This is a genomic window from Nocardia sp. NPDC049190, assembly GCF_040648115.1.
Classification (GTDB): Bacteria; Actinomycetota; Actinomycetes; order Mycobacteriales; family Mycobacteriaceae; genus Nocardia.
In genome coordinates, this window is record NZ_JBEZDE010000035.1 from 1 (window position 1) to 26,087 (window position 26,087).

Consider the following 26,087-nt stretch of genomic DNA (forward strand, 5'->3'; position numbering starts at 1 on the left):
TGGCCGCCGCAATCTGGCACAACCTCGCCACCAACGCCCCCACCAGCCGATCACTCACCGCCTACGACCACTAACGTTAGGAATCACTCGTCTAGCAGTCGGCGAGTCTGTGCGCAGTGAAGTCCATGCCACTGTCTCCTTCCGGACCGGCGCGGCATCGCGCCGTTGGCACTGACGGTAGGTGCCTACCATTGCTGAGAACATGTTCCAAGTTACGGGGCTGGAAAGGCGGCAGAACGGGCGCGCGACGGTGGGGTAGAGTCACGAACGGGGGCATCCTGGGGCACCGGTATGTCCCCCGAAACTTGTGAATTGTCAACATGTCTGCATCGGCAGCGGCCTTTTCCGCGGGATGTTGTCGAGGATCAGCACTGCGTTGGATCGTTCAGGAGGCATACGTCGATGAGTCATGGCCCACGTTCGATGGGGAGGGGGGCGCGACGACGCCTCGCCCGCGCGTTCGGCGCGATGGCCACAGGCCTGGTGCTGGTCGCGAGCATGGCTGGAGCGGCGGTCGGCACACCGCTGTATCCGACGCCGGATCCGGACCCGTTCTATGCGACACCCGCGGATATCGCCGACAAGAAGCCGGGCGATGTGATCGCAACCCGCGCCATGCCCCCGCTGATGATCTTCCCGGACACCACGATCACCGTGGTGCGGTTCCGATCGACGAATTCCGAGGGCCGGCCGATCGCGGCGACCACCACCGTGCTCACGCCCAAACAGCACCGCAGGGACGGGCCACTGCTGTCGTTCCAGCACATCATCAACGGGCTCGGCGCGGAGTGCTCTGTCTCCCGCGTGCTCTACACGGACAATCCGGACCTGATCGTGCGGGAGGCGCCCGGTTGGAACGTGCTGCTGTCTCGCGGCTGGAGCGTCGCCCTGCCCGACCACCTCGGCCCGAACTTCGCCTACGGCGCGGCCAAACTCGGCGGGCAGATCACCCTGGACGGCATCCGCGCGGTGAAGCAGGTCGCTGAACTACAGGTGCAGCAGAGCCCGGTAGGGATGGTCGGGTACTCCGGTGGCGGCATGGCGACCGCGTGGGCGGCCGCTCTGCAACCGAAGTACGCGCCGGAGTTGGACATCGCGGGCGCGGCAATGGGCGGCGTGCCGATGAACTTGGTGAAGATGCTCGAGACGCTCGGGCTGAACTCGCACCCGGTGTTCGGGCTCGCATTGGCCGCCGGCCTGGGTCTGGAGCGCGAGTATCCGGACCGTTTCCCGCTCAGTGACCAACTGAACGAGCGTGGCCTCGCCGCCCGCGCGCAGATCGCCAACAGCTGCACCAACGACATCCTCGCGACGGGCGCCGGCCGCGGTGCACTGGACTTCGCCAAGACGACCTCGATGATCAATGACAACACCGCGCGCGCCGTGGTCGAGGAGAACAGCCTCGAACTCTATGACGGAGTGCCCAAGACTCCGGTGTTCGAATGGCATTCGCCGATCGACGGACTCATCCCGATCGACTCGGTGGTCGACACCGACAAGCGCTGGTGCGCGGCAGGCGCCAAGGTACAGTCCGACCAGATTCCGGTGCCTGATCACCTGACGGCGGCGGTTCTCGGCATCCCGGCGGCACTGAGCTGGTTGGAGGCCCGTTTCCGAGGGGATGCCGCACCCAGCAACTGCTGATCGGCGGTAGGCGGCGATCGAGCCGAATCTGCTCTCTCCGCGTAGGGTTCGGCTCGATTGTCGCGAAACGGTTACTCGACACACATAATTCGGGCGCTTTTGGGTATCGAACTCGAGATGCTGGCGTAGCCTGACGTTCTGGCTCCGGAATGACAGGGGGCATTTCGGGGTCGAAGGCCGCACCTCCGGGCGCCAGGCGAACCCGACGCCGCGCACGAAGAGGCCTGTGCCATGAGATTCTTACGTGTCATCGCTGTCACGTTGCTCGTCGCTTGTCCGGCATCGGCCGGTCAGGCTGCCGCCGAGCCGCTGCCTGCTCCGCCACTGCCTCCCGTGTCGGGCACGTTCCCGCCGCCCGGCGGGCTGTTGCCCGGCCTGCAACAACTCATCGACCAGGTGATCCCGCCGCCGCCGATCACCCCGAAATCGGCGTCGCCGGCGCGACCGGACACTGCGCTGTCGCCGCAGTTGGCGGCGTTGCGCCAGGCCACCTTGCCCGCGCCGATCGGCGATTCGATGTTCGACGCCTGGCCGGCCGACCTCGGCGAACTGGCCGAGGGGCAGGTCATTGCCTATCGCGACGTCAGCGCGACGACCGCGCCGCTGATGCTGATGCCGATCCGGCGTGCGGTGTTGGTGAAATACCGGACCACCGATTCGCACGGCGCACCCTCGTACGCCACTGCGACACTGATTGTTCCGGCCGCGGCCTGGACGGGCCCCAGCCCACGCCCGGTTGTGGTGAACAATCTGCCGATCGACGCGCTGGGCCGCACCTGCACCCCGGGGTACACCCTTGCGCACGGGCTCAACGCGGATACCAACTTCACCGACTTCGTGCCGCCGACTACGCATCTGGCAGCGCTGCGCGGGTACGCCGTGTTGATCCCGGATCATGAGGGGCCGTTGATGGCCTACGCCGAACCGGTCGTGGCCGGTCATGCGGTGCTCGACGCGATCAGGGCGGTCCGCGGCCTGCTTCCCGGCGAGTTCGGCGCGAGTCGGTTCGGCATCACTGGATACTCCGGTGGCGCCATCGCGACGCACGGCGCGGTGAAGCTGATCTCCAGCTACGCACCGGAATTGGCGGACGTGATCGTCGGCGCGGCGCTGGGCGGCGTGCCGGCGGACTACCAGATCCTGGCCCGAAGCATGAACGGCAACCTCGCCTCCGCGGTCTTCATGAGCGCCGTCTTCGGGATCGGCCGGGAGCGCCCGGAGATCCTGGCCAGGATGAACAACCTCGCCCAGTGGGTGGCGACGTCGCGGCTGAAGGACTTCTGTGGCAGCAGTTACGGACTGGTCGGAGTGCTGATGCTACCCATTGATATCGCCGCGAACATCCCGGACCCGCTGCATTCCGATCTGGCTGCGGACATCTACCGAGTGACCGGCATGGCCGACATGAAGTCGGCTACTCCGCTGTACATCTACAACGGTGAGCAGGAATTCTGGATTCCCGCCGAGGGCGCGCGCAATCTGTTTCGCGAGCAGTGCCGCCTCGGCGTGCCCGCGGTCTACCGGAGTGTGCTCGGCGAGCACGTCATCGCGGCGGTACTCGGCTATCCGGAGGCGATGATCTGGTTGGACGAGCGGCTGAGCGGCGCACCGGCACCCAACGAGTGCTGACGGCACGTCGACAGCGCCCCCGGTCTGCAGGGATCCGCTGGTGCGAAGTGCCCCGCCCACTGGGGGCCAGCGCCCCAGCTGATATACCTATCGGTTGGTTTTTCGTGATGTCCAGATTCAGATCAGCGCTGTGCGGCACGTCCGCCGTTCCGGTACGGTGGGCCGGTCCGGGCGGGGTGACGCCGGGTTCGCGAAAGAGGCACATGAACGACATTTCGATCACCGCGTCCGAGCAGGCCATGGCGCTGGTGGGGCGGAGTTTCCGCATGACCGATCACTACGAGGTGGGACGGGAGAAGATACGGGAGTTCGCACGGGCCCTGCAGGACGGCCATCCGGCCCACTGGCACGAGGGCGCCGCAGCGGATCTGGGATTCGACGGCCTGGTCGCGCCGGTGACCTTCTCCTCGATCGTCCTGATGCTGATGCAGCGCAAGATGTTCGAGCACGTGCTGACCGGTTATGGTCTCGGGCAGGTGCTGCAGACCGAGCAGTCCATTCGGGTGTTTCGGCAGATCGTCGCGGGTGACCAACTGCGCTGCGATTCGTATATCGAGTCGTTTCGGCAGTTCGGTGACAAAGACTTCATGGTGACCAAGAACGTGCTCAGCAACCAGCACAAGGAAGTGCTGCAGATCGCCTATACCACGGCGGTGGCGCAGACCGGGGCGGAGATCGCGACCGACCTGCGCGCGGTGGTCGATGGCGTGATCATGACCGGGCAGCCGGCCGTCGGCCGATCTGATCTGGCGGGCGCGCGGGCGGGGAACCAGGACGTGGGTTTGGTCGAGTGTATCGACGAGCTGGCCCAACTCGATTCGGAGCCGGAGTACAGGACTCCGCGGACCGGGCCCACTTTCGAGGAAATGACGATCGGGATGGAAATCGCTCCGCGCACCGTCGCGCTCACCCGGGGCGATCTGGTGAATTATGCCGGGGTGTCCGGTGATTCGAATCCGATTCACTTCAGCGACCTCGTCGCACGCAGCGCGGGCCTGCCCGACGTGGTATCGCACGGATTGCTGACGATGGGGCTCGGTGCCGGGTACCTCTCGTCGTGGTTGGGCGATCCGGCCGCCGTGTCGGACTACGGCGTGCGGTTCGCCGGGTTCGCCCCGGTTCCGTCCATCGAGGCCAGCGCGATCGAATTCCGTGGCCGTGTCAAGGAGTTGGACCCGGTGCGCCGATCCGCCACTATTGCGCTGAGTGCGACGTGCGAGGGGCGCAAGCTTTTCGGCCGCGCGACGGCGGTAGTACTACTGCGCTGAGCGATGCGGCAGAGTTGCCGTTCCCGGCTCGGTGCACAAGCGTGGGCACCGGCACGGCGGCACGACCGCACCGGGTCGTCACTGCGGGCGTATACCTGTGAATTTTGTGTTCACCGAACAGCTTTGGTGCTGGAGTGCGGAGGATACCCATGCAAGACTCGGGGTATGCGTGCTTCGGTAATGCGGCATCAAAACGAAATCATCGCTCGCGGAACGACTCCGGTCGGCGATGGCGGGCCGACTGTCCTGCGGATGATTCTCGGTGGTCGGATGCGGAGATTGCGGGAGGTATGTGGGATATCGCTCGAGGAAGCGGGCGAGGCGATCCGTGGTTCGCATTCCAAGATCAGCAGGCTCGAGCTGGGGCGGACCGGATTCCGGGAACGTGATCTGGTCGACCTGCTCGATCTCTACGGGGTTACCGACAGCGATGAGCGTGCCGAGTTCAGGCGTCTGGCCAAGCAGGCCAATACCTCGGGCTGGTGGCATCGCGACACCGATTGGCTGCCGAAATGGTTCGACACCTACCTGGGGCTGGAACAGGGCGCACAGTTGATCCGGTGCTATGAGCCGCGTGTGGTCCCCGAACTGCTGCAGACCGCGGACTACGCTCGCGCGCTGCTGATTCTCGCCCATCCGAACGAGGATGAAGAGTCGATCGAACGGCGGGTGTCGCTGCGGATGCGCCGCCAGGAGATCCTGACCCGGCCGGATCCGCCCCAGTTGTGGCTGATCGTCGAGGAAGCGGCCCTCCGTCGGAGGATCGGCGGATCGCGAGTGTGGCTGGCGCAGCTCGAGCAGGTGCTGAGCGCCGCGGAGGCGCCGAATGTCACTGTGCAGGTACTTGCCGACCACGTTGGCGGGCCCGCGGTCGCCGACGGCGCGTTCACCATGCTGCGCTTCGGCGAGTCCGATCTGCCCGACATCGTCTATCTCCAGCAGCTGACCGGCGCGTTGTACCTGGACAAGCGCGGTGATCTGGCCGCTTACCGTGCTGTCGCGAACGTGCTGTCGGTCCATGCTGCGCCGCCCGAGTACACCACCGAACTCATCGCGGCGCTGCGCGAAAACGTTCCACCGACCCTGGATCAGCCATCGGGCATCGGATAGCGACGCGGAACTGCGAACTCGATGCGGGTGGAGCCGTTCGGTCGTCGTCGGAACGTATTCGGGGTCGCGCCGAGTCGTTTCTACTTCGCGGGTCGAGGCCTGTGGCGCTGCGGCTTTCGGCCGCACTGGACACCACATGCCGTGCAGCGGCGGTGAGACGGGATCTGGACTCGTGCTGGGCCAGGGGCTTCCCGCGTGACATACGATTCGAGAATCGACCTGTCCGCGCGAGCCTGACGAATTTGCTCGCTGATCACGGCTGGCCGCCGGTCGTTTTCGAGGCGCATAGTGCGGCAAGGACCGGCGATCTGGGTGTTCGCAGCGTGCACCGGATACCCGAATAGCCTCGGCGCCGTACTCCTGGCCATGGGGTTCACGGCAGCCTGTAGGGCCGGAGAACCCGCCCGCGCCAACGTGTCCTGAGCCGGAGGGCATGTTCACGATCGTGTCGGCGCCTTGGCGGCGTCATCTGCCCGACTTCGCGGCGTCGTCTGGACCCGCTCGACGAGGTTGTTCGGATCCGTCCGCAGAGCTCCGCCCCGCGCACTGATCAGACCGGGGGTGGATTCGATGCGTCTGAAAGTGGGCATTGCATAACTGAGATGGATGCTCATGCTCTCGCGCGCCGCGACGCACCGAGCGGGGTCGCACGCACCCTGGCGACGCCCACTGTGTCGTGTGCGCGCACAATGACGAAGTATTGTCCCAATGGGACAATTGGGGGTAAACTACGCATATGAGCGACGATGGCGTCGATCTGGACGGCCGAAGGCTACGCACTCGGCGTAGCCGTGAGGCATTGTCGCGCGCCGCCTTCGATCTGCTCGCCGAGCGGGGGCTGGGCGCAGTCGCCGTCGAAGATGTCGCGGTGCGTGCCGGCGTCACCCGGCGCACGTTCAGCAGGCATTTCGCCTCCATCGAAGAAGCGATTCTCGGCGACGTCGACCAAGACGTGCATCTGCTCAACGAGGCGCTGTGCCGTCGTCCGGCGGGCGAATCGCCGCTGGTCGCCTATCGCAACTCTGTGCACGACTGGCTGGTCGCCGAATACAGCGGGTCCCGTGCGGCCCGGCTGGCGCGACGCTGGGCGCTGTTCCAGCGTTTCGAGGACGAACCCGAGTTGTTCGCCGGCTATCAGCGCATCCGCATCGACGGCCAACGTGAATCGGTACGCATCATCGCGGCAAGGCTGGGCGTGGACCCGCTGACGGATCCACGCCCAGCCGCTGCCGTGGGCGCTGGGGCGGGCATGCTGCTCGCCGCGTTGCAGACCTGGGCGGCGGGCTCGGACCCGATGGGATTGGCCGCCCTTGTCGAAGAGTTTTTCGACACTCTTGTCACTCTCACTACCGAATTCCGGAACGAGGAGTCACCGTCATGCCTATAGGGTCGGTGAACATGTACCGCCGGACGTGCCGACGCGTCGGGCTGGACCGTAATCCTCTGCGGCGCAGGGAAGACCGCTGGCAGACCGGGGTAGCCGCCTTCCTCGCGTTGGTCTTCTTGATTGTCGCGCCGGTGCTCGCCTACGCGGTCGGCGGTCAGGTGTATCGCGCGGAAACGGCGGCGGTGCAAGCCGAAACGGCGCGCCTGCACCAGGTCGATGCCACCGTGATCGAGACCGGCAAGACACCGCTGTACGCGCCGATCATGCCGGCCAGGGTGTCGTGGAAGGACGCCGATGGTGTGACACACACCGGCGACTATCAATCGACCACCATCGTCGAGCCGGGTTCCACCGTGTCGATCTGGTTGAACAACGGCGGCGCCATCGTCGAGCCGCCGTCATCCGCCCAGGCAGCCAGCAAAGCGGTGCTGCTCACCTCGGGCTCGCTGCTAGGTGTCCTCGGTCTCCTCGCGGGCTGCTACCTCCTGCTGCGGCGCGGCCTGGACCGGCGACGCCTGCACAACTGGGAATCGGAATGGGTAACCGCCGACCTCACGTGGGGCAAACGCGGCTGAGCCGAAGCATTGCGGCCCAGCCGCGCATTGAAACAGGCTCGGCGGGCAGGCTGCGTGCCCGGCCGGTTCGGGACGGACGACGAAGCCGCGGACGCCCGGTGGCACCGGCACAACCGGGTCGGCCCCCGCGCCGATCATCGGACAGTCCACGATGTGTCCGGTCCTGCGGTGCTCTGGTTCGAGCGCGGGTCATTGCGGGATCGGATCACACCGGGAAAAGGCTGTGTTTGCGGGGATTGGGTTCGGCGCTCGCCGTCTTGTCGCGCAGTAGCCGCAGCGCGTGGCGGATCTCGAGCCGGGTCCGCGATGGCTCGATCACCGCGTCGATGTAGCCGCGCTCGGCCGCGATCCATGGAGTGGCGACGGTCGAGTTGTATTGATCGATCATGAAGTCGCGCACCGCCCCGCGCTGCTCGACGGGCAGTTGGGCGAGCTGGCGCTTGCCGACGATGCTGACGGCGCTCTCCGCGCCCATGACCGCGATCCGGGCGGTAGGCCACGCGAGGCTGATGTCGGCGCCCAACTGCTTGCAGCCCATTACCGCGTAGCCGCCGCCGTATGCTTTGCGCACCACGACGGTCACGATCGGGACGGTTGCCTCGATCACCGCGCGGAAGAACCGCCCGCCGCGCTTGATCACGCCGCTGCGCTCCTCTTCGACGCCCGGCAGCACGCCCGGGGTGTCCACGACAAAGATCAACGGCAGCCCGAAGACGTTGCACAGCCGGATGAAATGCGTTGCCTTGTCGGAACATTTGGCATCGATGGCGCCACCCAGGACGAGCGGCTGATTCGCGATCACGCCGACACTACGCCCGTCCACCCTGGCGAAACCGGTGATCAGATTCTGCGCGGTGGCCGCGCTGATCTCATGGAACTCGCCGTCGTCGAACAGGCGCAGCAGGATCTCGTGCATGTCGTAGCCCTCCCGGTCCGAGTCCGGGATGATCGAGTCCAGCTCCAGATCGTGCGGCGTGGCCGTCGGTTCGAGTCCAGGGTTGACGATGGGCCCCTGTTCCAGGCAGCTCGACGGCAGATAACTCAAATAGGTTCTCGCCCAATCGAACGCGTCCTGTTCGGTGGCCGCGACATGGTGGATGGTGCCGTTGGCTGCTTGCACCTGCGCGCCGCCGAGCTCTTCCATGGTCACTTCTTCGCCGGTGACCTCCTTGATCACCTCCGGTCCGGTGACGAACATGTACGACGTCTCGGTCGCGATCAGGATGTCGGTGTTGACCGGAGCATAGACCGCTCCCGCTGCGCATTTGCCGAGCATGATCGACACCTGCGGCACGAAGCCCGACAGCTGTTCTTGGCGCCGGCTCATCAGCGCGTACCAGGCCAGTGAGGCGACCGCGTCTTGGATGCGCGCGCCACCGGAATCGTTGATCGCGACCACCGGGCAGGCGTTGGCGGTGGCGAAATCCAGCGCCTTGGCGACCTTGCGGCCGAACATCTCGCCGACGGAGCCGCCGAAGACAGTCTGGTCGTGCGCGATCACAACGACGGGCCTGCCGTCGATGTTGCCGCGGCCGGTGACCACGCCGTCACCGTACATGGCACCGGGTGTGCCCGGCTGGCGCACCAGCGCGCCGATCTCCACGAAGCTGCCGGGGTCCAGCAGCGCGCGCACCCGTTCGCGCGCGCTCGGTATGCCTTTGCTCTTGCGTTTCGCGACGCCGGATGCACCGGCGGGTTCCTCCGCGAGCTCCAGGATCTCCCGCAGCTCATCCAGCTTTTCTCGCGTACCGCTCATGTGTGGTATTTGCCCTTCGAACCTTGCCGCGTCACCGTATGCGCGGCGCTCGATGCTATCGGTGGTGAGATCTGCTGCACAGGTGTTCGGACGATCTCATGGAAGCTGACAGGTTGCCACAACGCGCACGTGATCTAGCACACGGGACTGTCGGGGACAGCGTAGCCGGACCGGCCCCGCGGAATCAGGGTGGTGTCGTGGTGTTGACATCGGTATGACTTCGGCTCTTGGTTCGGTCCGGTTTTCTGTTCTCGACCGCTCGCGGGTGCGACGCGGACAGAGCCTTTCGGCGGCACTGCGCGAGACGGTCGAATTCGCGCGACTCGCCGAGGCGTGGGGCTATCACCGGTTCTGGGTGTCCGAGCACCACAGCGTGCCAGGCGTGGCCGGTTCGGCGCCGATGGTGCTCGCCGCCGCTGTCGCGGCGGCGACCGCACGGATCCGGGTCGGCACGGGTGGCGTGATGTTGCCCAACCATCAGCCGCTCGTCGTGGCCGAACAGTTCGGTGTGTTGGAGTCGCTCTATCCGGGACGTGTCGACATGGGCCTCGGCCGGTCGGTGGGGTTCACCGACGGCGTCCGCCGCGCGCTCGGGCACGACAAGGGCGATGCCGAAGATTTCGACGCGCAACTGACCGAACTGCTGTCGTACTTCGCCCACGGCAGGCGGGGCGTGCATGCGTGGCCGGCGGAGGGTCTGCGCATTCCGGCATTCCTGCTGGCGACCGGGTCCGGCGCGCAGCGCGCAGCGCGATTCGGATTGCCGTTGGTGATCGCCGCCGTGGGGAGCGAGGATCGGATGGTCGAGGTGATCGAGCGCTATCGTGCCGAGTTCCGGCCCGCGGCTCCTGGCACCATGCCCTATGTCGTTGTCTCGGGTTCGGTAGCCGTCGCCGACACCACACCGCAGGCCCGTCGGCTGCTGGAGCCGGAGGCATGGTCCACCGCGCACTCGCGTACCCGGGGTGCGTTCCCACCCCTGATTCCGCCGTCCGAGATCGACGCGCTCACCATGACCGAGCGGGAACGTCGGATCTTCGACGAAGCGTTGCGTGACCAGCTGTACGGCGCCGAGGACGAGATCGCCACCCAGCTGGAGCGACTGGTGACCAGGACGGGTGCCGACGAGATCCTGGTTCACACCAGTACCTACGATCGCGCGGCGCGCCTGGATTCGCACCGCCGACTGGCACGCGTAATCGGCCTGCCACGCGATCCCGCCGATGCGTGGGATCGGCGAGGCGCGGCGGCCTGATCGGTGCGCTACGACCGAAGGCCGCGCGACGCGATCATCATCGGGTGCAGTCGAGTACCGACCGGCGCATATGGGACGACACCGTCATCGCAGCGTTGTCGAACAGAAGTTTCGGAGTGTTCTTTTCAGCCGCGCCTGCCATGCAGGTAGTCGCTGACCACTGCGGCGCCGAGACCGTCCAAGTCGGGTGCTACGACGCGGCCACCGCTGCGGCGGGCGACCAGGTCGACGAATTCCCGTAGTTCCGGGTCGTTGCCGAGCATGAACACCGTCACTGTGGCGCCCAGTGTGGTCAGGGCATCGACCTGGGCCATCGTCACGGCCAAGGTGCGCGGTTCCGGGGGCCAGCTGAAGTACGCCGCACCGTCCGGCTCCAGGTGAGCTGTGGGCTCGCCATCGGTGACCACGAGCACGACGGGGACGGCGTCGGGATGTCTGCGCAGGTGTCGTGCGGCCAGGAGCAGTGCGTGGTGCAGATTGGTGCCTTGTTCCCACACACCTTCCAGCGCGGTCAGATCGCCGATGTCGACGGTCTCGGCGTGTCGGCCGAACGCGATCACGCTGAGCGCGTCGGAGCGGAACCGGGTGCCGATCAACTGGTGCAACGCGAGCGCGGTGCGCTTCATCGGCACCCACCTACCCTCTTGCACCATCGACCAGGACGTATCGACACAGAGCGCCACAGCGGCCCGTGACCGCTGCTCGGTTTCCATGATCTCGACGTCGGACACCTCCAACTGGACCCGGCGACTGCCCGTCGACGCCGACCGCAGCACAGCGTTGCGTACGGTCCTCGACACGTCCCACGGCTCAGTGTCGCCGAACTGCCACGGCCGTGTGGCACCGGTCGGCTCGCCCGCCGCGCCGGCCAGGACTGTGTCCCGCTCGCCTCGCCGGGATCGCAACTGGCCCAGGACGGCACGCAGCGCCGTCTCGCCGAGCCGTCGCAAAGCCTTGGGCGTCAACCGAAGCGAACCGTCCGGTGTCCGTTCGAACACGCCTTGTCTGCGCAGTTCGCGCTCCAGTTCGGCCAGCCGGGTGGCGTCGACGGCGGCGCTGTCGCCGAGGTGGCGGGTCAATGCCTCCAGATCGATGTCTTCGAGCCTGGCCCCCGGGTAGGACTGGCCGAGCTGCTCGGCTAGCGCGTCCAGTTCGGCCAGGTCTTGCATGGCCTGCGCGCCGTCACCGAGGCCCAGCGGGTCCTGGCCGCGGAACCGCTGCCCGGAGGTCCAGTCCTCGCCGGGCCGCAGCGCTCGCAGAGTGGCGTCGAGCGCCGCGATCTGCTGCGCGATGCGCGGATCGCCGAACGCCTGGCCGATCAGGTCGGCGAGTTCTGCTCGCTGCTCGGCGGACATCGAGTTGATCATGCGTTGCGCGGCCGCGGCACGGCCGGCGAGCGCGTCGATCAGTTCGTCGGTGTTGCTGGGATTCTCCGGGAAGAACTCGCCGTGCTCGGCCATGAAATCGGCGAACTGCTGCTCGGTGTTCTCGCCCCGCGCTTGCGCGGCGAGTAGGTCGTTCAGATCGGACATCATCTGCCCGACGCGCTCGACGTCCTCGGGTGTCGCGTTCTGCAGGGCCTGTTTCATCCCCTGGACGCGGGAGTCGAGCAGTTCCCGGCCGAGCAGGTCGCGGATCTCCTGGTAGTTCTGCCCGCCCGTTTCGGATCGCCAGTGGTAGTCGGCGAGCTCGTTGACAGCGGCCGCGGTGCTCGTCGGCAGTGCGTCCAGCTGTGCCTCGGCGAATCTGGCGTCATCGGACGGGTCGGGGAACAGCGCGCCGCGCTCGGCGTCCAAGGCCGCTTCCAGCAGTTCGCGGACCTGGTGCAACGTACCGTCGAGCCGGTGCCGCGCGGCGATCTCCGAGCGACGCTGCCGAACCTGACGGGTCAACTCATCGAGCCCGCGCGTATCGCGCATGCCGCGCCGTAGCAGTTCCTCCAACGCGGTGCGAGGCGCGCTGCCCTCCATCACATCGCGCCCGATCTGGTCCAGCGCCACCCGCAGGTCGAGCGGGGGCGCCAGAGGATCGGGTCCGTCGTGATAGGGCCCGTAGGAGTAGCGGTCGGGGACGGTCATGACGATTCACCGGGACCGGGTACCGCGGCCGTTTTCACGAGCCGTACACCGCGATGCCGTCGTCGGAATCCTTGGCGACTTGGCGGGCCAAGTAGAGGGCTTCCAGAGCGAACTCGACGGCGGACGCGATCCGGGCCGGCGGTTCGGTGGCGGCGACGCCGAGCCGGGCAGCGACGTCGTGCAGGATGGGCAGTTCGGGCAGCGCGGACACGATGTCCTTGCCCGGCACGCGTTCGCCAGTGGTGACCAGGTGTCCTTCGCTGACAGCCTGGGCAAGTGGTCGCAGGTTCAGCCCGCCGAGCAGTTCCCGCGCGGTGTCGGAGAAGGAGCGCCGCAGCAGGTGGGTGAGGTGTTCCTGCTCGCGTCCCTCCTCGCCGGATTCGAACTCCAGTTTGCCGCGCAACACCGCCGCCACGGATTCGAGGTCGACCGGACGGGCGACCGCCGGACTCTCGCCGGTGAGCGCCGCCCTGCGGAGTGCGGCGGCGGCCACCGTTTCGGCGGCGGCGACCGCGAACCGTGCGGACACACCGGATCGCTGGTCGATCGCGGATGATTCGCGTAGTCGTCGTACGAACCGCGCGAGTACCTCGATCAGAGGGTCGCCCACTTCGGCCACCAGGTCGGCCTCCTGGCGGACCAGGGCAACCTCGGCCGGAACGCTGAGGGGGTAGTGGGTGCGGATCTCCGCGCCGAACCGATCCTTCAGCGGTGTGATGATTCGGCCGCGGTTGGTGTAATCCTCGGGGTTGGCGGTGGCAACGAGCAACACGTCGAGGGGCAGGCGGAGGGTGTAGCCACGGACCTGGATGTCGCGCTCTTCCATCACGTTCAGCAGCGCGACCTGGATGCGTTCGGCGAGGTCGGGCAGCTCGTTGATCGCGACGATGCCGCGGTGGGCGCGCGGCACGAGTCCGAAGTGGATGGTCTCGGGATCGCCGAGGCTGCGGCCCTCGGCCACCTTGACCGGGTCTACGTCGCCGATCAGGTCACCGACGGAGGTGTCCGGTGTGGCGAGTTTCTCCGCATAACGTTCCGAGCGGTGCCGCCATGCGACGGGCAGGTCTTCGCCGAACTCCGCGGCCAGTCGACGGCCGGCCGGGCTGATCGGGGAAAGCGGGTGCTCGCCCAGTTCGGCGCCCGCGATCACAGGCGTCCACTCATCGAGCAGGCCGATCATGGTGCGCAGCAGTCGGGTCTTACCCTGGCCGCGTTCGCCCAGTAGTACGACGTCGTGGCCCGCGAGCAGCGCGCGCTCCAGTTGCGGCAGGACGGTCCGGTCGAAGCCGACGATGCCGGGCCACGGGTCGCTGCCGGAACCCAACCGGGCCAGCAGGTTCTCCCGAATCTCGGTCTTCACACCGCGCGGCAGGTAGCCGGCCGTGCGCAACTCGCCCACGGTCGTCGGCAAGTGTTCTGGAACAGTCACGACTTCGACGCTACGTCCATCCGCCGATCACGTCGACGTAAACCTTTCGACGAAACCTGCGGGAAAAAAGGTTGACGAACCCGTTGCGCTGTGGAGATCGTAGCGGCAGGTCGGCGCGTGATCCTCGGTCGAGGAGTAGCGAGCCGAACGGCACGACCACGGCGGGAGTGTCCCGGGGGTGGTGTGCGCGCCCGGACTGTCACCGGGCAGGCTGGGCTGATGCCGATCACGCTGCCGCAAGACGTTGTCGACAATATCCGGCACGTTTTCGGGGAACGCGGGTGCTGATGGCTCGCCGAGCTGCCCGCTGTCGTCAACGCGCGATGCGAGGCATGGGGATTGGACGTGATCGGGGATGGATTCTCGGGTGGTACGCATTCGTACGCGGCGGCGGTTCGACGTGACGACGGGTCGGTGGCAGTGCTGAAGGTTCCGGTCATCGACGAGGAGAACGTGGGGGAACCGAGCGGGCTGTTCTGTTACCGGGGCGAGGGAGCCATCAGACTGTACGAGTTCGATGCCGGGTCCGGGGCGATGCTGCTCGAGTGGGCCCGACCGGGGACGGAACTAGTGGAGCAGTTCGGGTTTCCGAGTCTGGAGGGTCGGCCGGAGAACATCGCGAAGGTCGAACTCGCCTGCCGATTGTACCGGCGGCTGCGGCGCGAACCTGTCGGTGTTCCGGACGGATATCCCGCGTGGCCCGCGGTGACCGACCTGGTCGCCGAGTGGGCCCGCCGCTTTGTCGACCCGGTACCCGCTGTGGCGCAGGCGATCCCCACGCCACTGCTGGAACGGGCGGTGGAATGGTGCGAGGAACTGAGGGTGCCAGATGGGCCGCTGCTGATCGTCAATCGGGACACGCACCTCGGCAATGTCCTTGCGGCCGAACGAGAGCCGTGGTTGCTGATCGATCCGAAGGCCTATCTCGGTGAAGCGGCCTTCGATGCGGGATTCCTGGTCATGATCCAGATACAGTGTGCGCCAGGGCCGGAACATGCCTGCAGGGTCGTCGAACGCACCGCGGTGTTGCTGGATGTCGACGCCGGTCGGTCCCGCGGTTGGGCGTTCATGCGCGCCATGGAGGAAATCGTCTGCGCCGTCGAAACCGAGGGCCTGAGCGATATACGGCTGCACGCGGCGGTCGCCATGGCGCTGGCGTGATCTGGACCGACGGTGCGGTTCCCGTCGCATTCGCCAGGAGGCGGTCGTCCTCGAGGTGATCAGTTCGCCGGACATCGAGGTCGGGTCGGCCACGGGCGTGCGACGCGGTCGCCGAAGCGTCAAGTCATCTGATCTCGTCATGCATGGAACACGAACACGGTCCTGCCGAGCGTTATCGGCTACGACCTCTGGCCTCGGCGACGGGCTCGCCACCGGGCCCGGTGCTGAAACATATTCCGGCGCACCGTGATCCAATACTCTCCCGTACACTCGGCGCGTCCGTAGGCCATTTGCCGGTCGGCAGCCTGCGCCGCCCGGGCGGCGCGATCGAATGCTTGCGGTGCCGGACGGCGGGAATCACGTTTCGCTTACGGTTGTTTCGAGTGCCCAATATGTTGACATCACCCGTTGTCGACAGCATATGCTGTCAGTACCTGCCCGGCCCTGTCGACTCGATGCACCGACACCGCGAGAGCTGCAGGCATGCAGGCGATTTGACAATTCAGCAATGACCGTGCAAGGGAGTGTCGATGAGGGCGAAACCACCCGCGCTGGGTTATCTCCGCAAAGACGTGTCGGGTGTGTCTCAGGCTTGGGACGAGGCGCAGATACGGAGTTTGGCGAAGCGGCTGGGCTACGAGCTGGCCAAGACCGTGACCTTCGGCGCCGGTACCGACGGGCCGGTGGGCCGACTGGTCGACGTCGTCCGAGACTTGGATGTCGATGCGGTGATCTCGCCGGGTTTGCGGCATTTCGACGATGCGGTTCCGGATGAATTGGTGCAGGTGTGCGATCTGATCACGGTCACGCCGAAGAGCACCTTCTCGCGATCGGCATTACCGCAGGTGTGGGCGTAGGTTTCGATCGCTTCTGCGGAGGCGGTAACTCCGCGACCGCGGGGGCGGGTGGTGCGGCGACGATGGTGTGCGCTGGACGAGGTGATCGAGGAATATGGTGTTGATCTGTCGGCCGGAGTACCGTCGATTCGGTGTTGGGCCTTCCGGACAAGGTGCGAGGGTGTCTCTTCGACCTTGATGGTGTGCTTACTCGGACGGCGACCGTTCATGCGGCCGCCTGGAAGGAAATGTTCGACGACTACCTCCGCGGTCGGGCGGAGCAGGCGGACGTCGCGTTCGTGCCTTTCGACGCGGTGCAGGATTACGACGCCTACGTCGACGGCAAACCCCGGGCCGACGGGACGCGGTCCTTTCTGGAGTCTCGTGGTATCGAGTTGCCCGACGGCACCGCGGCCGACCCGCCCGAAGCGGACACCGTGCAGGGGTTGGGGGCGAGAAAGAACGAGATCGTCTTACGGATGATCCACCGCGACGGCGTCGAGGCATACGTCGGTTCGATGCGCTACGTCCGCGCGGTTCGCGATGCCGGGCTGGCTCGGGCGGTGGTGTCGTCGAGCACGAACTGCCGGGATGTACTCGCGGCAGCGGGTATACAGGATCTGTTCGATGTGCGCATCGACGGAATCGTCGCCGAGCGTGACCACCTACCCGGAAAACCCGCGCCGGACACCTATCTCGCCGGTGCCAGCGCATTGGAATTGGAACCCGCCGAGGCCGCGGTGTTCGAGGATGCGCTCGCCGGTGTCGAGGCCGGGCGCGCCGGTGGTTTCGGCCTCGTCGTGGGCGTCGATCGCGTCGGCCAGGCTGATGCGCTGCGCGCGCACGGGGCGGATGTCGTTGTCGCCGATCTCGCCGAATTGTTCGATCACCGATGATTCTGAATCCGTGCTTCGCCGTCGAACCATGGTGCATCCGTGCGACCAGCCTCGACCTCGACGTGCTGGCCCAGACGGAGTCGGTATTCGCGTTGTCGAACGGCCACATCGGCTGGCGAGCGAACTTCGACGAGGGAGAACCCAGCGGTCTGCCAGGGTCTTACCTGAACGGTGTGTGGGAGCAACGCGTGTTGCCCTACGCCGAGGCAGGGTACGGCTACCCGGAGTCAGGGCAGACGGTCATCAACGTCACCAACGGCAAGTTGATTCGTCTATTGGTGGACGACGAGCCCTTCGATGTTCGCTACGGTGAGTTGCACTCCCACGAGTGGGTGCTCGACTTGCGCGCCGGAGTGCTGCGGCGCCGCGTCGAGTGGACTTCCCCGACCGGACGCACCATCCGCGTTTCGTCGGTGCGGCTGGTGTCACTGGTGCAGCGGTCGGTGGCGGCAGTGTCCTACGAGGTCGAAGTGCTCAATGGTCCGGCTCGGATCGTGGTGCAATCCGAACTCGTCGCGAACGAACAACTGCCTGCGCCGGGAAAAGACCCGAGAGGCACGACGGTGCTGGCCGCGTCGTTGCAGTCCGAGGCGCACTCCTGCCATGACCAATGGGCCGAATTGGTGCACCATACGTTCGGCAGCGGACTGCGGGTGGGATGCGTCATGGATCATCTGGTGGAAGGGCCATCGGTGCAATGTCGGTCGGAGAGTTACCCAGACCTTGCTCGGGTGACGATGACCGCGGAGTTGCAACCGGGACAATCGCTCCAGGTGATCAAGTTCGTCGCCTATGGCTGGTCGAGTACGCGGTCGCTGCCCGGAGTTCGCGCGCAGGTTGCTGCCGCGCTGACCGCCGCGACCACGGCCGGGTGGGCGGACATGCTCGCCGAACAGCGCGCCTATCTGGACGACTTCTGGGATCGGGCCGACGTCGAGGTCGCCGGCGACACCGAGATCCAGCAGGCCGTCCGATTCGCCCTGTTCCACGTCTTACAGGCCGGTGTCCGGGCCGAGGGCAAGGCGATTCCGGCCAAGGGCTTGACCGGACCCGGATACAACGGCCATACCTTCTGGGACAGCGAAACGTTTGTGCTGCCCGTACTCACTTACACCTCACCCGACGCGGCCAAGCACGCGCTGCGGTGGCGGCACTCCACTCTGCCGATGGCCCTCGAACGGGCCGCTCAACTGGGTTTGCGAGGGGCGGCATTCCCGTGGCGGACCATTGCCGGGGCGGAATGTTCCAGCTACTGGCCTGCGGGGACTGCCGCGTTCCATATCAGCGCCGACATCGCCGACGCGGTCATCCGCTACATCCGGGTCACCGGCGACGAGGGCTTCGAACGAACTGTGGGTATGGACCTTTTGGTGCAGACTGCCCGGTTGTGGCGGTCACTGGGTCATCACGACAGTGCGGGTCAATTCCGGATCGACGGGGTAACCGGCCCGGATGAGTACAGCGCCGTAGCCGACAACAACGTCTACACCAACCTGATGGCGCAACAAAATCTGCATGCCGCGGCCGACACCGCCGGTCGCTACCCCGACCGGGCCCGCGAACTGGGTGTCGACGAGGAGGAAATGGCAGCCTGGCGCGACGCCGCGGACGCGATGTTCGTTCCCTACGACGATGTGCTCGGAATCCATCCACAGGCTGAGGGTTTCACCGAGCATCGGGACTGGGACTTCACCGGCACCGCGGCTGGGCAATACCCCTTGCTCCTGCATTTCCCCTACTTCGACCTGTACCGGAAGAAGGTCACCAAACAAGCCGATCTCGTGCTCGCGATGTTTCTTCGCGGCGATGCCTTCACGAGTGCGCAAAAGGCCCGCAACTTCGACTACTACGAGCGGATCACAGTCCGCGACTCCTCGTTGTCGGCCTGCATCCAATCGGTGCTGGCCGCCGAGGTCGGCCATCTGGGCCTGGCGCATGACTACCTCGGCGAAGCCGCGCTGATGGATCTGGACGACCTCGAGCACAACACCCGAGATGGTCTACACATCGCGTCGCTGGCCGGTACCTGGATCGCGCTGGTCTACGGCCTCGGCGGTATGCGCCATTACAGCGACGCGGCCATCACCTTCGCACCGCGGCTTCCCGAAGGCATTACTCGACTCACGTTCAACGTCTTCCTCCGCGGCCAACGGTTGCGTGTCGATATCAACCATGAGCGCGCGCGGTACTCGGTTGTCGACGGCAAGCAACTGGAGATTGTGCATCATGGGCAGTCCGTCCAGATCACTGCGGGTGAACCCGCTGTGCTGCCGATGCCGCCGATACCGGTGCGACCGGCACCGGCACAGCCGCAGGGGCGTGAACCGGCGCATCGCCACAGCACAGGCTCCAGCTGACCGCGGTCTGCGACCAGGTGGCGCGGACTGTCCGCCGAGCGAGTTCTGCTCTGCTTTCTGGGTCGAATTCCTCGTCAGTGTCCACTGAGTGCGACGTTGCCGGCGCCGACATGTCTGATTGATCCGGCCGCATGATCGCGACGCGCCGGTGAGCAACCATGATGTGTCCCGTGGCGTGGGCGAGGATGGATGCGACAGCGGGCGTGGTGCGGTGCCTCGGATGGCGGGCGCGGACGGGTGGCCCACGTCGAGTGGTTCGCCGGCGACTCCCAGAACTCCGAACGAGGACCAGCGATCATGGAGGGTCGGGATGGACATCGCGGTGTTGGGGATGGGGCGGATGGGTCAGGCGCTGGCACGGCGTCTGCTGCGTGGTGGTCACCAGGTGACGGTGTGGAACCGGACAAAGGGTGCAGCGCGGGACATCGTATCGGTGGGAGTCGTGGAAGCGCCGACCGTCACCGACGCCGTGCACGGGGTGGATGTCGTCGTCACCATGCTGTCCGACGACGCGGCGGTCAGGGCGGTCGCGCTGGGGGAGTTGCGCTCCTCGATAGGTTCGACGACCAGCTACGCCGATTGCTCGACCATTTCGCCCACACTCAGCGACGAACTCGCGGAACGCTTCCCCGATCGCTTCGTCGCCATGCCGATCATGGGTGGGCCCGCAGCGGTTGTCGCTGGGCACGCGACGCTGCTGGTCGGCGGTGACGGCGATGTCGTGGACCGCCTGAGTCCGATGATCTCGTCGCTGTCGGACACGGTACGACGCTATGACACCGCGTCGTTGGCGATCACCGCCAAGCTGACGTCGAACCTATTGCTGCTCTCGGGAGTCGTCGGACTCGCCGAATCCGTCGCTGTGGGCCGTTGCGGCGGTCTCTCGGACGACCAACTGCGTGATCTGCTCGGCGCCAGGGCACTGGCGCCCGGGTTGCAGAACCGATTCGACAGCGTGCTGGCCGGCTCCCACAGCGGGTGGTGGACCACTGTTCTCGCCGCCAAGGATGCGGGCTTGGCGCTCGGCATCGCCCACGCGGCCGAGGTCGAGTTGCCGATGGCCGCGGCGGTACGGCACCTCTACGCGGCGGCGGCATCGTCGGGCCTGAACGATGCCGACATCGCGGCCGTCACCAACCTCTACCGTTCGGCAGGTCAGGCCCCGGGCCGAGCAGCCGACAGCTCGTCGACCGGAAGTTCCAGCTAGCAGTAATGCGTGCCGACCGCGCGCGCGGCGAAACTGGGGGCATGGTGCACTGGGCGGAGTTGCTGCGCTGCTTCATCGTCGATGACAGCGTCCACTTTCTCGACGCTGCGCGAGAACTCCTCGAGCGAGAGGGGGTGACGGTCGTCGGCGTGGCCTCGACCAGCGCTGAGGCACTCAGAGGTGTCGAGGCACTGCGGCCCGATGTGACGCTGGTCGATGTCGATCTCGGCGAGGAGAACGGGTTCGAACTGGCCGAACATCTGTACCGGACCGGGTGGCCTGCGCCGTCGCCGGTGATATTGACCTCTACTCACGCCGAGCAGGAGTTCGCCGACCTGATCGTCAAGAGCCCGGCGGTGGGCTTCTTATCCAAGTTCGCGGTGTCGTCGGGTGCGATCCGCGAGCTCCTCACCACCCATGGCGTCGGTCGTCCCGACGATGCGCTCAGTGAGCGTCGAGGAACGTGACCACTGCGAGGACCCTGCGGTGATCGTCGCCGGTCTCGGGCAGATCCAGTTTGGTCAGAATGCTACGCACGTGCTTCTCGACGGTGCCCTCGGTGACCCACAGCCGACGAGCGATTCCTGCGTTGGACCGTCCCTCCGCCATCAGCGCGAGGACCTCCCGTTCTCGCATACTCAGCACCGCGAGGGGGTCCTCGTGCCGGCTGGCCGACACCAACTCCTGGACGAGGGCAGGATCGACGACCGATGCCCCCTTGGCGATTCGATGGAGGGTGTCGACGAAATCTTCCACGTCGGTGATCCGGCTCTTGAGGAGGTAGCCGATCCGTCGGCCACTGGCCAGCAGCTCCATCGCGTCCTCGACGTCGGTGTATGCCGACAACACCAGGATGCCGGTCTCCGGGAATTCGGTGCGGATCACCCGGGCCGCGTCCAACCCTTCGGTGGTGTAGGTCGGCGGCATCCGAATGTCCACCACCACGAGATCCGCGGCATTGTCCCGGACCAGCCCCAGAAGTTGCGATGCGTCGTCGGCCTGACCCACGATGTCGAACCCCGAGCATGCGAGCAGGCTCGCGACACCCTCGCGGAGCAGGACGTCGTCTTCGGCCAGAATTACCCGCAACTGAGTCGTCGCCGAACCCCCACTCTCCGTGCAGGTGGGCTCGACCCGGTCGTGAGCGTGATCACGACCGATGTGCGTGGACATGTCCATCCCGTCGGCGGTCACGCCGAGGCGGTGTCGGAAGGAATCGGTCGGTGTCCGGCTCGAAGGCGGCGACTGGCACCTCGACCGGGATCTGATCAGGCCGCGCTGCGTACGGTGCGAATCCGGCCGTCATCCACCCCGAACTCCCCCGTGTCCAGCCGAGCCCCATTTCATCACCTCCGGGCTGATCACTTCGAGCATACCGTGGCGCGCCGCGCACATCGGCGTGTTCATGACACCACATCCGGGTGAAAGCGTCCCTGAGCTTCGCCCGGTAATGGCTGGATATTCCCAGGTGATCGGTGGTGCGACCGTCGAACGCGCCTGTCGAGACAGAGCTGCAGCTGGCTGGTATTCGCCCGGGGGGCTGGCGGGGAACCGTGATTGCGGCCAGCGTCGACGACAAAACCATGCGGCGAGACGATTCTGAAAGTACTAACGGGTCATCATTCTAAGGAGCGTCGACATGGGCATACCCCGAAGGAGCATCGAAGTCCCTGCCCACGCGGCACCGGACACCAGTGGGGTGATCACTGCCCGCCGTGCTCGCGGGATCAATGTCATCGAGGTGATCGCGACGTTGTTTCTGCTGTTCCTCGTCGCGGCTGACACCGGCAGCGGCAGCCTCCTCGCCTCGCTGGCGATCGGCGCGATTCTGCTGGTGGTGCTCTACATCGGTGGCCGAATCTCCGGTGGACGTGACGACTCGACTTCGAGTGGTGCCGCCGGACACTGGATTGCCGAGTTCACCACCAGGCTGATTGCCGCGGTGTCGACACGCACGGTGGTGAATCGAACGCAGGGCGCGACCAGTGCGATCGTCGGCCTCGCCACAGCGAGGCCGGGCACCGGCCGTCCACGCGGCGATGGCGGTCGGGTGCCCCGGGACCGCAACCTGACCGATCGCTGCGAGATCGAGCATTCGGCAGTCGAACACAGCGACGTTGCGCCTGCCGGCGATGCGACTCCGGACGACACGAATCCGGACTATATGCCGTTGGGTCGGGTGCTCGCATACCCGGACGGCCACCGCTCCCGCGTCGGAGCGAACCGTCACATGCACCGTCACGACCCGGCGTGCATGGCGAGTTCCCATCGCCCGCCCAACGCCGGTGCTCGCTCGCACGGCGCCTACGCGGGCCGCCGCGCCCTCCGGAAGGCCACCGTGCGTGTCGCGGTGGGGCGCACGAGGCGTTCGCACCGGTGGGTCGCATCGGCGGAGCCTTGCGAACCCGCAGAACCCGCACGTGAAGCGATTCCTCTGCTCGAACCGGATCAGCTGCTCGGGGCGATTTCCGGCAATTCGACCTGCGGCGGCTCGCCGTTGATCGGGTGGGCGCGGGAGTTGGGTGACCTGCACGCTGCGCTGATCCCGGTACATCTGGACCCGGCACGGCGTCCCACCGACTTCGATGAGACCGGGATCCATGCCGACATCGCGAGGGTGGTCGCCGAGATCGACACGTGGGCGGTATTCCATGTTGCGCGAACCCGTACCGCGCGCAAGAACATTCATTCTCTGGGTGAGGTGATCAGCCATGTCGCGCACACTTATGCCGTCGCGTGGTGGACGGTCCTGCATACCGACGACGAGGACCTGCGCCACGAGGCGTGGTTCCACCTCGGCGAAGTCCAGGAGGGCTACGCGGAACTCGTCGACGAAATCAGAACGCGCCGCGTCCAACTTCCCCTGGGGTGGCGCGGAATGCGGGGACCTCGGTCGACATGACGTCTGAACGAGCATGGCGGCTGGACTGATCCACCACCGCATGATGCTGTATCGAGCGAGATGGCGCTGAGTTCGTGGCCCGCCTGTTGCCGCGACGACGCTCATGAGATCGGTGTGCGGTGGTGGTCCGCCACCATCGCGTTGCGCCCAACGGCAACAGTCCCGACGATGACCTGCGACAAGTACATCCGGGCCGGTGGCGCACCGTGGTGGGACATCTCGAAGTAGCTCGGCTTCCGCCGTCTTCCGGTCGGTCTCGCCTCGACACCCTCGATTCATTCGCCGCCATTGATCGCGCCGTCGCGCAACGGTACATTATATAGAGTGATGGTTCAGCATTCTTGGCGCACGTCTGGCCGTCACGAAATCACTGGCTTGCGGTGCTACCCGGGGAGTGCCGCAAGCCAGTGCCGCAGAGCATCGGTACGCACTGTCGCAGCCGTGCGGTTCACGTCCGTGGAAGCAATGATGCGTGTCGGTGCGCCCTTCGTATACAACCACCGAGCAGGGACCGAGCCATGCAAAACGACGAGGCTGCGCAGATCGGAAATGTCGCCGCGCGACTCATGAAGTGTCATCCTGAGCTTCCCGCCGAGACCATCGCGTTGGTCGTTCGACGAACCCATCAGCGCTTCGCGGACGCGCCCGTGCGCGAATTCGTTCCGCTCCTGGTGGAACGCCGTGCCGGGAGGGAACTGTCCGACACCGCGATGTGACACGAGCCTACGATGGACGACCGCGCTGACCGAGCGCAGGCGAAAGTGTTTTTCGACCTACTGGTCGAGGAGGCCGACGAGCTGTCCTATGTCATCGAAACCATGAATCGCGCAGCCTCGACGGGTCCTGCGGCACGTGCCACGCAGTTGCGTCTGCTCCGGATCGAACTGCATGAGGTCCTGCGCTGCATCACCCAGATCCGCCGCCGATTCCCCGGAGTCTCGGTTGTAGGGTCGCTGTCCGCGGTGGCTTCAGCCGACCGATCCGAACCACGGAAGGGAAAGGAGCCGGTGTCGACACGTGGATGAGCGAAGCCGCACCGGCACGTGCTGTGGTGCCTGGCATCGTTGCGCCATCTCGGTGTCATCGCGGTCGGCGGCGCAGGAGTCGAGCGCTCGGCGCGGATCGGGAACCGACACTCGATATTTCCTGCGCTGTGGCCGACCCGACTCCGCCCGGCTGGTGACTCGGCGCAGTGGTTCGTGTTTCCGGTGGGTGTCGGAGGCGGTGCCGAATAGTTGTATCGATGGTGATCGGAGCGTCGTCGGAAAGTCGGTCGGTGCTGTGCTCAGGCGGGCCGGACGTCACTGGCGGGCGCCGCCGCGGTATCGACATCCGCCTTGGTCGTGCGGCGGACTCGTTTGCCACGGGCGATCTCGGTGGCGAGAGCGTCGAGTGGCTGAGTGAACTGTTCGAGTGGGTCGGCCAACCGAGCCAGCCACGAGCGGGCCACGTCCAGGCCGGTGGGGTCGAGCGCATAGAACCGCCGCGTCCCCTCCGTGCGGACGCTCACCAGTCCGGCGTCGCGGAGCACCCTGAGGTGCTGCGAGACGGCGGGCTGGGAGATCGGTGTATACCGTCGCACGGCGTCGACAATCGCGCCCGCGGGCCGCTCGCCGGCCACCATCAACTCGAGGATGCCGCGACGAACCGGGTCGCCCAGTGCCTCGAATATCTTGGCGGGAGAGCGGTTCATCGGGATCGGTGGTCGTCCTCGGGCGCAGCCGTGTAGAACCCGACGGTCCGCTCGGCGGCTGCGTGTGCCACGGTGGATTCGTCACCGTCGCCAACGGCCGCGTCTGCCCAACCAACCGCGGCAGCCCGGACGAACGCCGCACCCTCGGGTGTGGTGGTGAAAGCCATCGCCTCGACCGGATCCACCGCTGTACCGCTCGACAGGTGCAAGCCCAGGCCCATCAGGGCGAGATCCCACCCGACACCGACTGCGCCCGGTCCGAACTGCGACCAGAGTTCGGTATCGACGTGCGCCTCGTGCGTCAACTCCAACAGCGTGCCGTCGTCGGCGGGGGTGAGGGTGATCTCCAGCCACGACACCTGCGGACCCATTTCCCACGTCACCGCGAATCGCTTCGGCTCTTCGCACTGTTCGACGACACCGCCTGCGTTGCCCTCGATCTGGTAGTGGCCGCCGACGCGCAGATCACCGCTGACCGGCAGGAACCAGCGCGGGATCCGTTCGACAGCGGTCAGCGCGTCCCAGAGGTCGGACTGGTCGGTGGGGTAGCTGCGCCGCGCGACGGCAATCTTTGTCGGCGCGCCGTCCCGGGAGCCGGTGCGGACCTCGCGGGTCACGAGCCCGACGATGGCGGCGGGATCGGTCAGTAATGTCATAACCCTCTCCTAATATAGGTTGCAGCTTATATTAGAGGGTGTTGTTGGCTTGGGGCGGTTGCTTTCGCCGAACGGCCGGTCGTGTCGAGCGCCTGCTGACCCCGTGTCATCGAAGTCGCTGGCATCGCAATGCCACTTCAGGTGGGGGTACCGGCTTGCGGGCCGCGGTGTCGGGGACCCGCCGCATCGATATGATCGGGGCCTCGCAGGTCGTATCGAGGTGGCGGCAAGTTTCGGATCGTCTGATG

The 26,087-nt window shown here is 66.3% G+C and carries 22 protein-coding genes; 16 read left to right on the top strand and 6 right to left on the bottom strand.

The window, feature by feature from the left end; genetic code table 11:
- Nucleotides 1-468: 468 nt before the first annotated feature.
- The 6 genes from AB0B25_RS25225 (at nt 469) to AB0B25_RS25250 (ending at nt 7,613) form a co-directional block, all read left to right on the top strand.
- On the top strand, nt 469-1,644 hold the full coding sequence (locus AB0B25_RS25225; RefSeq protein WP_357184067.1) for a lipase family protein: 1,176 nt from the start codon (nt 469-471) through the stop codon (nt 1,642-1,644).
- Nucleotides 1,645-1,875: 231 nt separating this feature from the next.
- On the top strand, nt 1,876-3,273 hold the full coding sequence (locus AB0B25_RS25230; RefSeq protein WP_357184070.1) for a lipase family protein: 1,398 nt from the start codon (nt 1,876-1,878) through the stop codon (nt 3,271-3,273).
- Nucleotides 3,274-3,476: 203 nt separating this feature from the next.
- Nucleotides 3,477-4,541, top strand: coding sequence for a fused (3R)-hydroxyacyl-ACP dehydratase subunits HadA/HadB (locus AB0B25_RS25235; RefSeq protein ID WP_357184073.1), 1,065 nt, complete (start codon nt 3,477-3,479; stop codon nt 4,539-4,541).
- Nucleotides 4,542-4,706: 165 nt separating this feature from the next.
- A complete protein-coding gene (locus AB0B25_RS25240) occupies nt 4,707-5,651 on the top strand; it encodes a helix-turn-helix transcriptional regulator (RefSeq protein WP_357184076.1) in 945 nt (314 codons plus the stop codon).
- A gap of 736 nt (nt 5,652-6,387) precedes the next feature.
- Nucleotides 6,388-7,038 (top strand): helix-turn-helix domain-containing protein, encoded by a 651-nt coding sequence (locus tag AB0B25_RS25245; protein ID WP_357184078.1) that lies wholly within the window; start codon nt 6,388-6,390, stop codon nt 7,036-7,038.
- Nucleotides 7,029-7,613 carry a hypothetical protein gene (locus tag AB0B25_RS25250; RefSeq protein ID WP_357184081.1) on the top strand — a complete coding sequence of 195 codons (585 nt, stop codon included), beginning with the start codon at nt 7,029-7,031 and terminating at the stop codon, nt 7,611-7,613. Before AB0B25_RS25245 ends, AB0B25_RS25250 begins: the two co-directional genes overlap by 10 nt.
- A 205-nt stretch (nt 7,614-7,818) precedes the next feature.
- Here AB0B25_RS25250 and AB0B25_RS25255 read toward each other — a convergent pair whose 3' ends face one another.
- The gene (locus AB0B25_RS25255; RefSeq protein WP_357184083.1) at nt 7,819-9,369 is read right to left on the bottom strand and encodes an acyl-CoA carboxylase subunit beta; all 1,551 of its coding nucleotides are present in this window, start codon (nt 9,367-9,369) and stop codon (nt 7,819-7,821) included.
- Nucleotides 9,370-9,583: 214 nt separating this feature from the next.
- On the opposite strand from AB0B25_RS25255, the gene AB0B25_RS25260 reads away from it, so the two are divergent.
- Nucleotides 9,584-10,624: an LLM class flavin-dependent oxidoreductase gene (locus tag AB0B25_RS25260; RefSeq protein WP_357184085.1), complete on the top strand. Its 1,041-nt coding sequence runs from the start codon at nt 9,584-9,586 to the stop codon at nt 10,622-10,624.
- A gap of 125 nt (nt 10,625-10,749) precedes the next feature.
- Here AB0B25_RS25260 and AB0B25_RS25265 read toward each other — a convergent pair whose 3' ends face one another.
- Together AB0B25_RS25265 and AB0B25_RS25270 are read right to left on the bottom strand one after the other, a co-directional pair.
- A complete protein-coding gene (locus tag AB0B25_RS25265; protein WP_357184088.1) occupies nt 10,750-12,702 on the bottom strand; it encodes a VWA domain-containing protein in 1,953 nt (650 codons plus the stop codon).
- A 34-nt stretch (nt 12,703-12,736) separates the two neighbouring features.
- On the bottom strand, nt 12,737-14,131 hold the full coding sequence (locus tag AB0B25_RS25270) for an ATP-binding protein (RefSeq protein ID WP_357184091.1): 1,395 nt from the start codon (nt 14,129-14,131) through the stop codon (nt 12,737-12,739).
- Nucleotides 14,132-14,476: 345 nt separating this feature from the next.
- Between AB0B25_RS25270 and AB0B25_RS25275 the strand changes: the two genes are divergently transcribed.
- From AB0B25_RS25275 to AB0B25_RS25300, 6 genes are all read left to right on the top strand, one after another.
- On the top strand, nt 14,477-15,292 hold the full coding sequence (locus AB0B25_RS25275) for an aminoglycoside phosphotransferase family protein (RefSeq protein WP_357184093.1): 816 nt from the start codon (nt 14,477-14,479) through the stop codon (nt 15,290-15,292).
- 530 nt (nt 15,293-15,822) lie between these two features.
- Complete coding sequence (locus AB0B25_RS25280; RefSeq protein ID WP_357184095.1) at nt 15,823-16,149, top strand: hypothetical protein; 327 nt, start codon at nt 15,823-15,825, stop codon at nt 16,147-16,149.
- A gap of 131 nt (nt 16,150-16,280) precedes the next feature.
- On the top strand, nt 16,281-17,024 hold the full coding sequence (locus tag AB0B25_RS25285; protein ID WP_357184098.1) for a beta-phosphoglucomutase family hydrolase: 744 nt from the start codon (nt 16,281-16,283) through the stop codon (nt 17,022-17,024).
- Nucleotides 17,021-19,381 (top strand): glycosyl hydrolase family 65 protein, encoded by a 2,361-nt coding sequence (locus AB0B25_RS25290; protein WP_357184101.1) that lies wholly within the window; start codon nt 17,021-17,023, stop codon nt 19,379-19,381. Before AB0B25_RS25285 ends, AB0B25_RS25290 begins: the two co-directional genes overlap by 4 nt.
- A 310-nt stretch (nt 19,382-19,691) precedes the next feature.
- Complete coding sequence (locus AB0B25_RS25295; RefSeq protein ID WP_357184104.1) at nt 19,692-20,588, top strand: NAD(P)-dependent oxidoreductase; 897 nt, start codon at nt 19,692-19,694, stop codon at nt 20,586-20,588.
- Between the two features lie 41 nt (nt 20,589-20,629).
- A complete protein-coding gene (locus AB0B25_RS25300) occupies nt 20,630-21,055 on the top strand; it encodes a response regulator transcription factor (RefSeq protein WP_357184106.1) in 426 nt (141 codons plus the stop codon).
- Here AB0B25_RS25300 and AB0B25_RS25305 read toward each other — a convergent pair.
- Complete coding sequence (locus AB0B25_RS25305; protein WP_357184109.1) at nt 21,033-21,782, bottom strand: response regulator transcription factor; 750 nt, start codon at nt 21,780-21,782, stop codon at nt 21,033-21,035. The genes AB0B25_RS25300 and AB0B25_RS25305 overlap by 23 nt on opposite strands.
- A 445-nt stretch (nt 21,783-22,227) precedes the next feature.
- Between AB0B25_RS25305 and AB0B25_RS25310 the strand changes: the two genes are divergently transcribed.
- The 3 genes from AB0B25_RS25310 (at nt 22,228) to AB0B25_RS25320 (ending at nt 24,515) form a co-directional block, all read left to right on the top strand.
- Nucleotides 22,228-23,490: a hypothetical protein gene (locus AB0B25_RS25310; protein WP_357184111.1), complete on the top strand. Its 1,263-nt coding sequence runs from the start codon at nt 22,228-22,230 to the stop codon at nt 23,488-23,490.
- A gap of 518 nt (nt 23,491-24,008) precedes the next feature.
- Nucleotides 24,009-24,206: a three-helix bundle dimerization domain-containing protein gene (locus AB0B25_RS25315; protein WP_357184114.1), complete on the top strand. Its 198-nt coding sequence runs from the start codon at nt 24,009-24,011 to the stop codon at nt 24,204-24,206.
- A 12-nt stretch (nt 24,207-24,218) separates the two neighbouring features.
- Nucleotides 24,219-24,515: a hypothetical protein gene (locus tag AB0B25_RS25320; RefSeq protein WP_357184117.1), complete on the top strand. Its 297-nt coding sequence runs from the start codon at nt 24,219-24,221 to the stop codon at nt 24,513-24,515.
- A gap of 260 nt (nt 24,516-24,775) precedes the next feature.
- Here the strand turns inward: AB0B25_RS25320 and AB0B25_RS25325 are convergent, their stop codons facing one another.
- Together AB0B25_RS25325 and AB0B25_RS25330 are read right to left on the bottom strand one after the other, a co-directional pair.
- Nucleotides 24,776-25,183, bottom strand: a complete 408-nt coding sequence (locus AB0B25_RS25325; protein WP_357184119.1) for a metalloregulator ArsR/SmtB family transcription factor — start codon at nt 25,181-25,183, stop codon at nt 24,776-24,778.
- Nucleotides 25,180-25,839, bottom strand: a complete 660-nt coding sequence (locus AB0B25_RS25330) for an SRPBCC family protein (RefSeq protein WP_357184122.1) — start codon at nt 25,837-25,839, stop codon at nt 25,180-25,182. The genes AB0B25_RS25325 and AB0B25_RS25330 overlap by 4 nt, the downstream gene beginning before the upstream one ends.
- Nucleotides 25,840-26,087: the final 248 nt, after the last annotated feature.

Excerpts from the sequence above, each read along its gene's own strand:
- AB0B25_RS25225 (WP_357184067.1), top strand. The coding sequence starts at position 469 with ATGGCCACAGGCCTGGTGCTGGTCGCGAGCATGGCTGGAGCGGCGGTC.
- AB0B25_RS25230 (WP_357184070.1), top strand. The coding sequence starts at position 1,876 with ATGAGATTCTTACGTGTCATCGCTGTCACGTTGCTCGTCGCTTGTCCG.
- AB0B25_RS25235 (WP_357184073.1), top strand. The coding sequence starts at position 3,477 with ATGAACGACATTTCGATCACCGCGTCCGAGCAGGCCATGGCGCTGGTG.
- AB0B25_RS25240 (WP_357184076.1), top strand. The coding sequence starts at position 4,707 with ATGCGTGCTTCGGTAATGCGGCATCAAAACGAAATCATCGCTCGCGGA.
- AB0B25_RS25245 (WP_357184078.1), top strand. The coding sequence starts at position 6,388 with ATGAGCGACGATGGCGTCGATCTGGACGGCCGAAGGCTACGCACTCGG.
- AB0B25_RS25250 (WP_357184081.1), top strand. The coding sequence starts at position 7,029 with ATGCCTATAGGGTCGGTGAACATGTACCGCCGGACGTGCCGACGCGTC.
- AB0B25_RS25255 (WP_357184083.1), bottom strand. The coding sequence starts at position 9,369 with ATGAGCGGTACGCGAGAAAAGCTGGATGAGCTGCGGGAGATCCTGGAG.
- AB0B25_RS25260 (WP_357184085.1), top strand. The coding sequence starts at position 9,584 with ATGACTTCGGCTCTTGGTTCGGTCCGGTTTTCTGTTCTCGACCGCTCG.
- AB0B25_RS25265 (WP_357184088.1), bottom strand. The coding sequence starts at position 12,702 with ATGACCGTCCCCGACCGCTACTCCTACGGGCCCTATCACGACGGACCC.
- AB0B25_RS25280 (WP_357184095.1), top strand. The coding sequence starts at position 15,823 with ATGAGGGCGAAACCACCCGCGCTGGGTTATCTCCGCAAAGACGTGTCG.
- AB0B25_RS25290 (WP_357184101.1), top strand. The coding sequence starts at position 17,021 with ATGATTCTGAATCCGTGCTTCGCCGTCGAACCATGGTGCATCCGTGCG.
- AB0B25_RS25295 (WP_357184104.1), top strand. The coding sequence starts at position 19,692 with ATGGACATCGCGGTGTTGGGGATGGGGCGGATGGGTCAGGCGCTGGCA.
- AB0B25_RS25300 (WP_357184106.1), top strand. The coding sequence starts at position 20,630 with ATGGTGCACTGGGCGGAGTTGCTGCGCTGCTTCATCGTCGATGACAGC.
- AB0B25_RS25310 (WP_357184111.1), top strand. The coding sequence starts at position 22,228 with ATGGGCATACCCCGAAGGAGCATCGAAGTCCCTGCCCACGCGGCACCG.
- AB0B25_RS25315 (WP_357184114.1), top strand. The coding sequence starts at position 24,009 with ATGCAAAACGACGAGGCTGCGCAGATCGGAAATGTCGCCGCGCGACTC.
- AB0B25_RS25320 (WP_357184117.1), top strand. The coding sequence starts at position 24,219 with ATGGACGACCGCGCTGACCGAGCGCAGGCGAAAGTGTTTTTCGACCTA.
- AB0B25_RS25325 (WP_357184119.1), bottom strand. The coding sequence starts at position 25,183 with ATGAACCGCTCTCCCGCCAAGATATTCGAGGCACTGGGCGACCCGGTT.
- AB0B25_RS25330 (WP_357184122.1), bottom strand. The coding sequence starts at position 25,839 with ATGACATTACTGACCGATCCCGCCGCCATCGTCGGGCTCGTGACCCGC.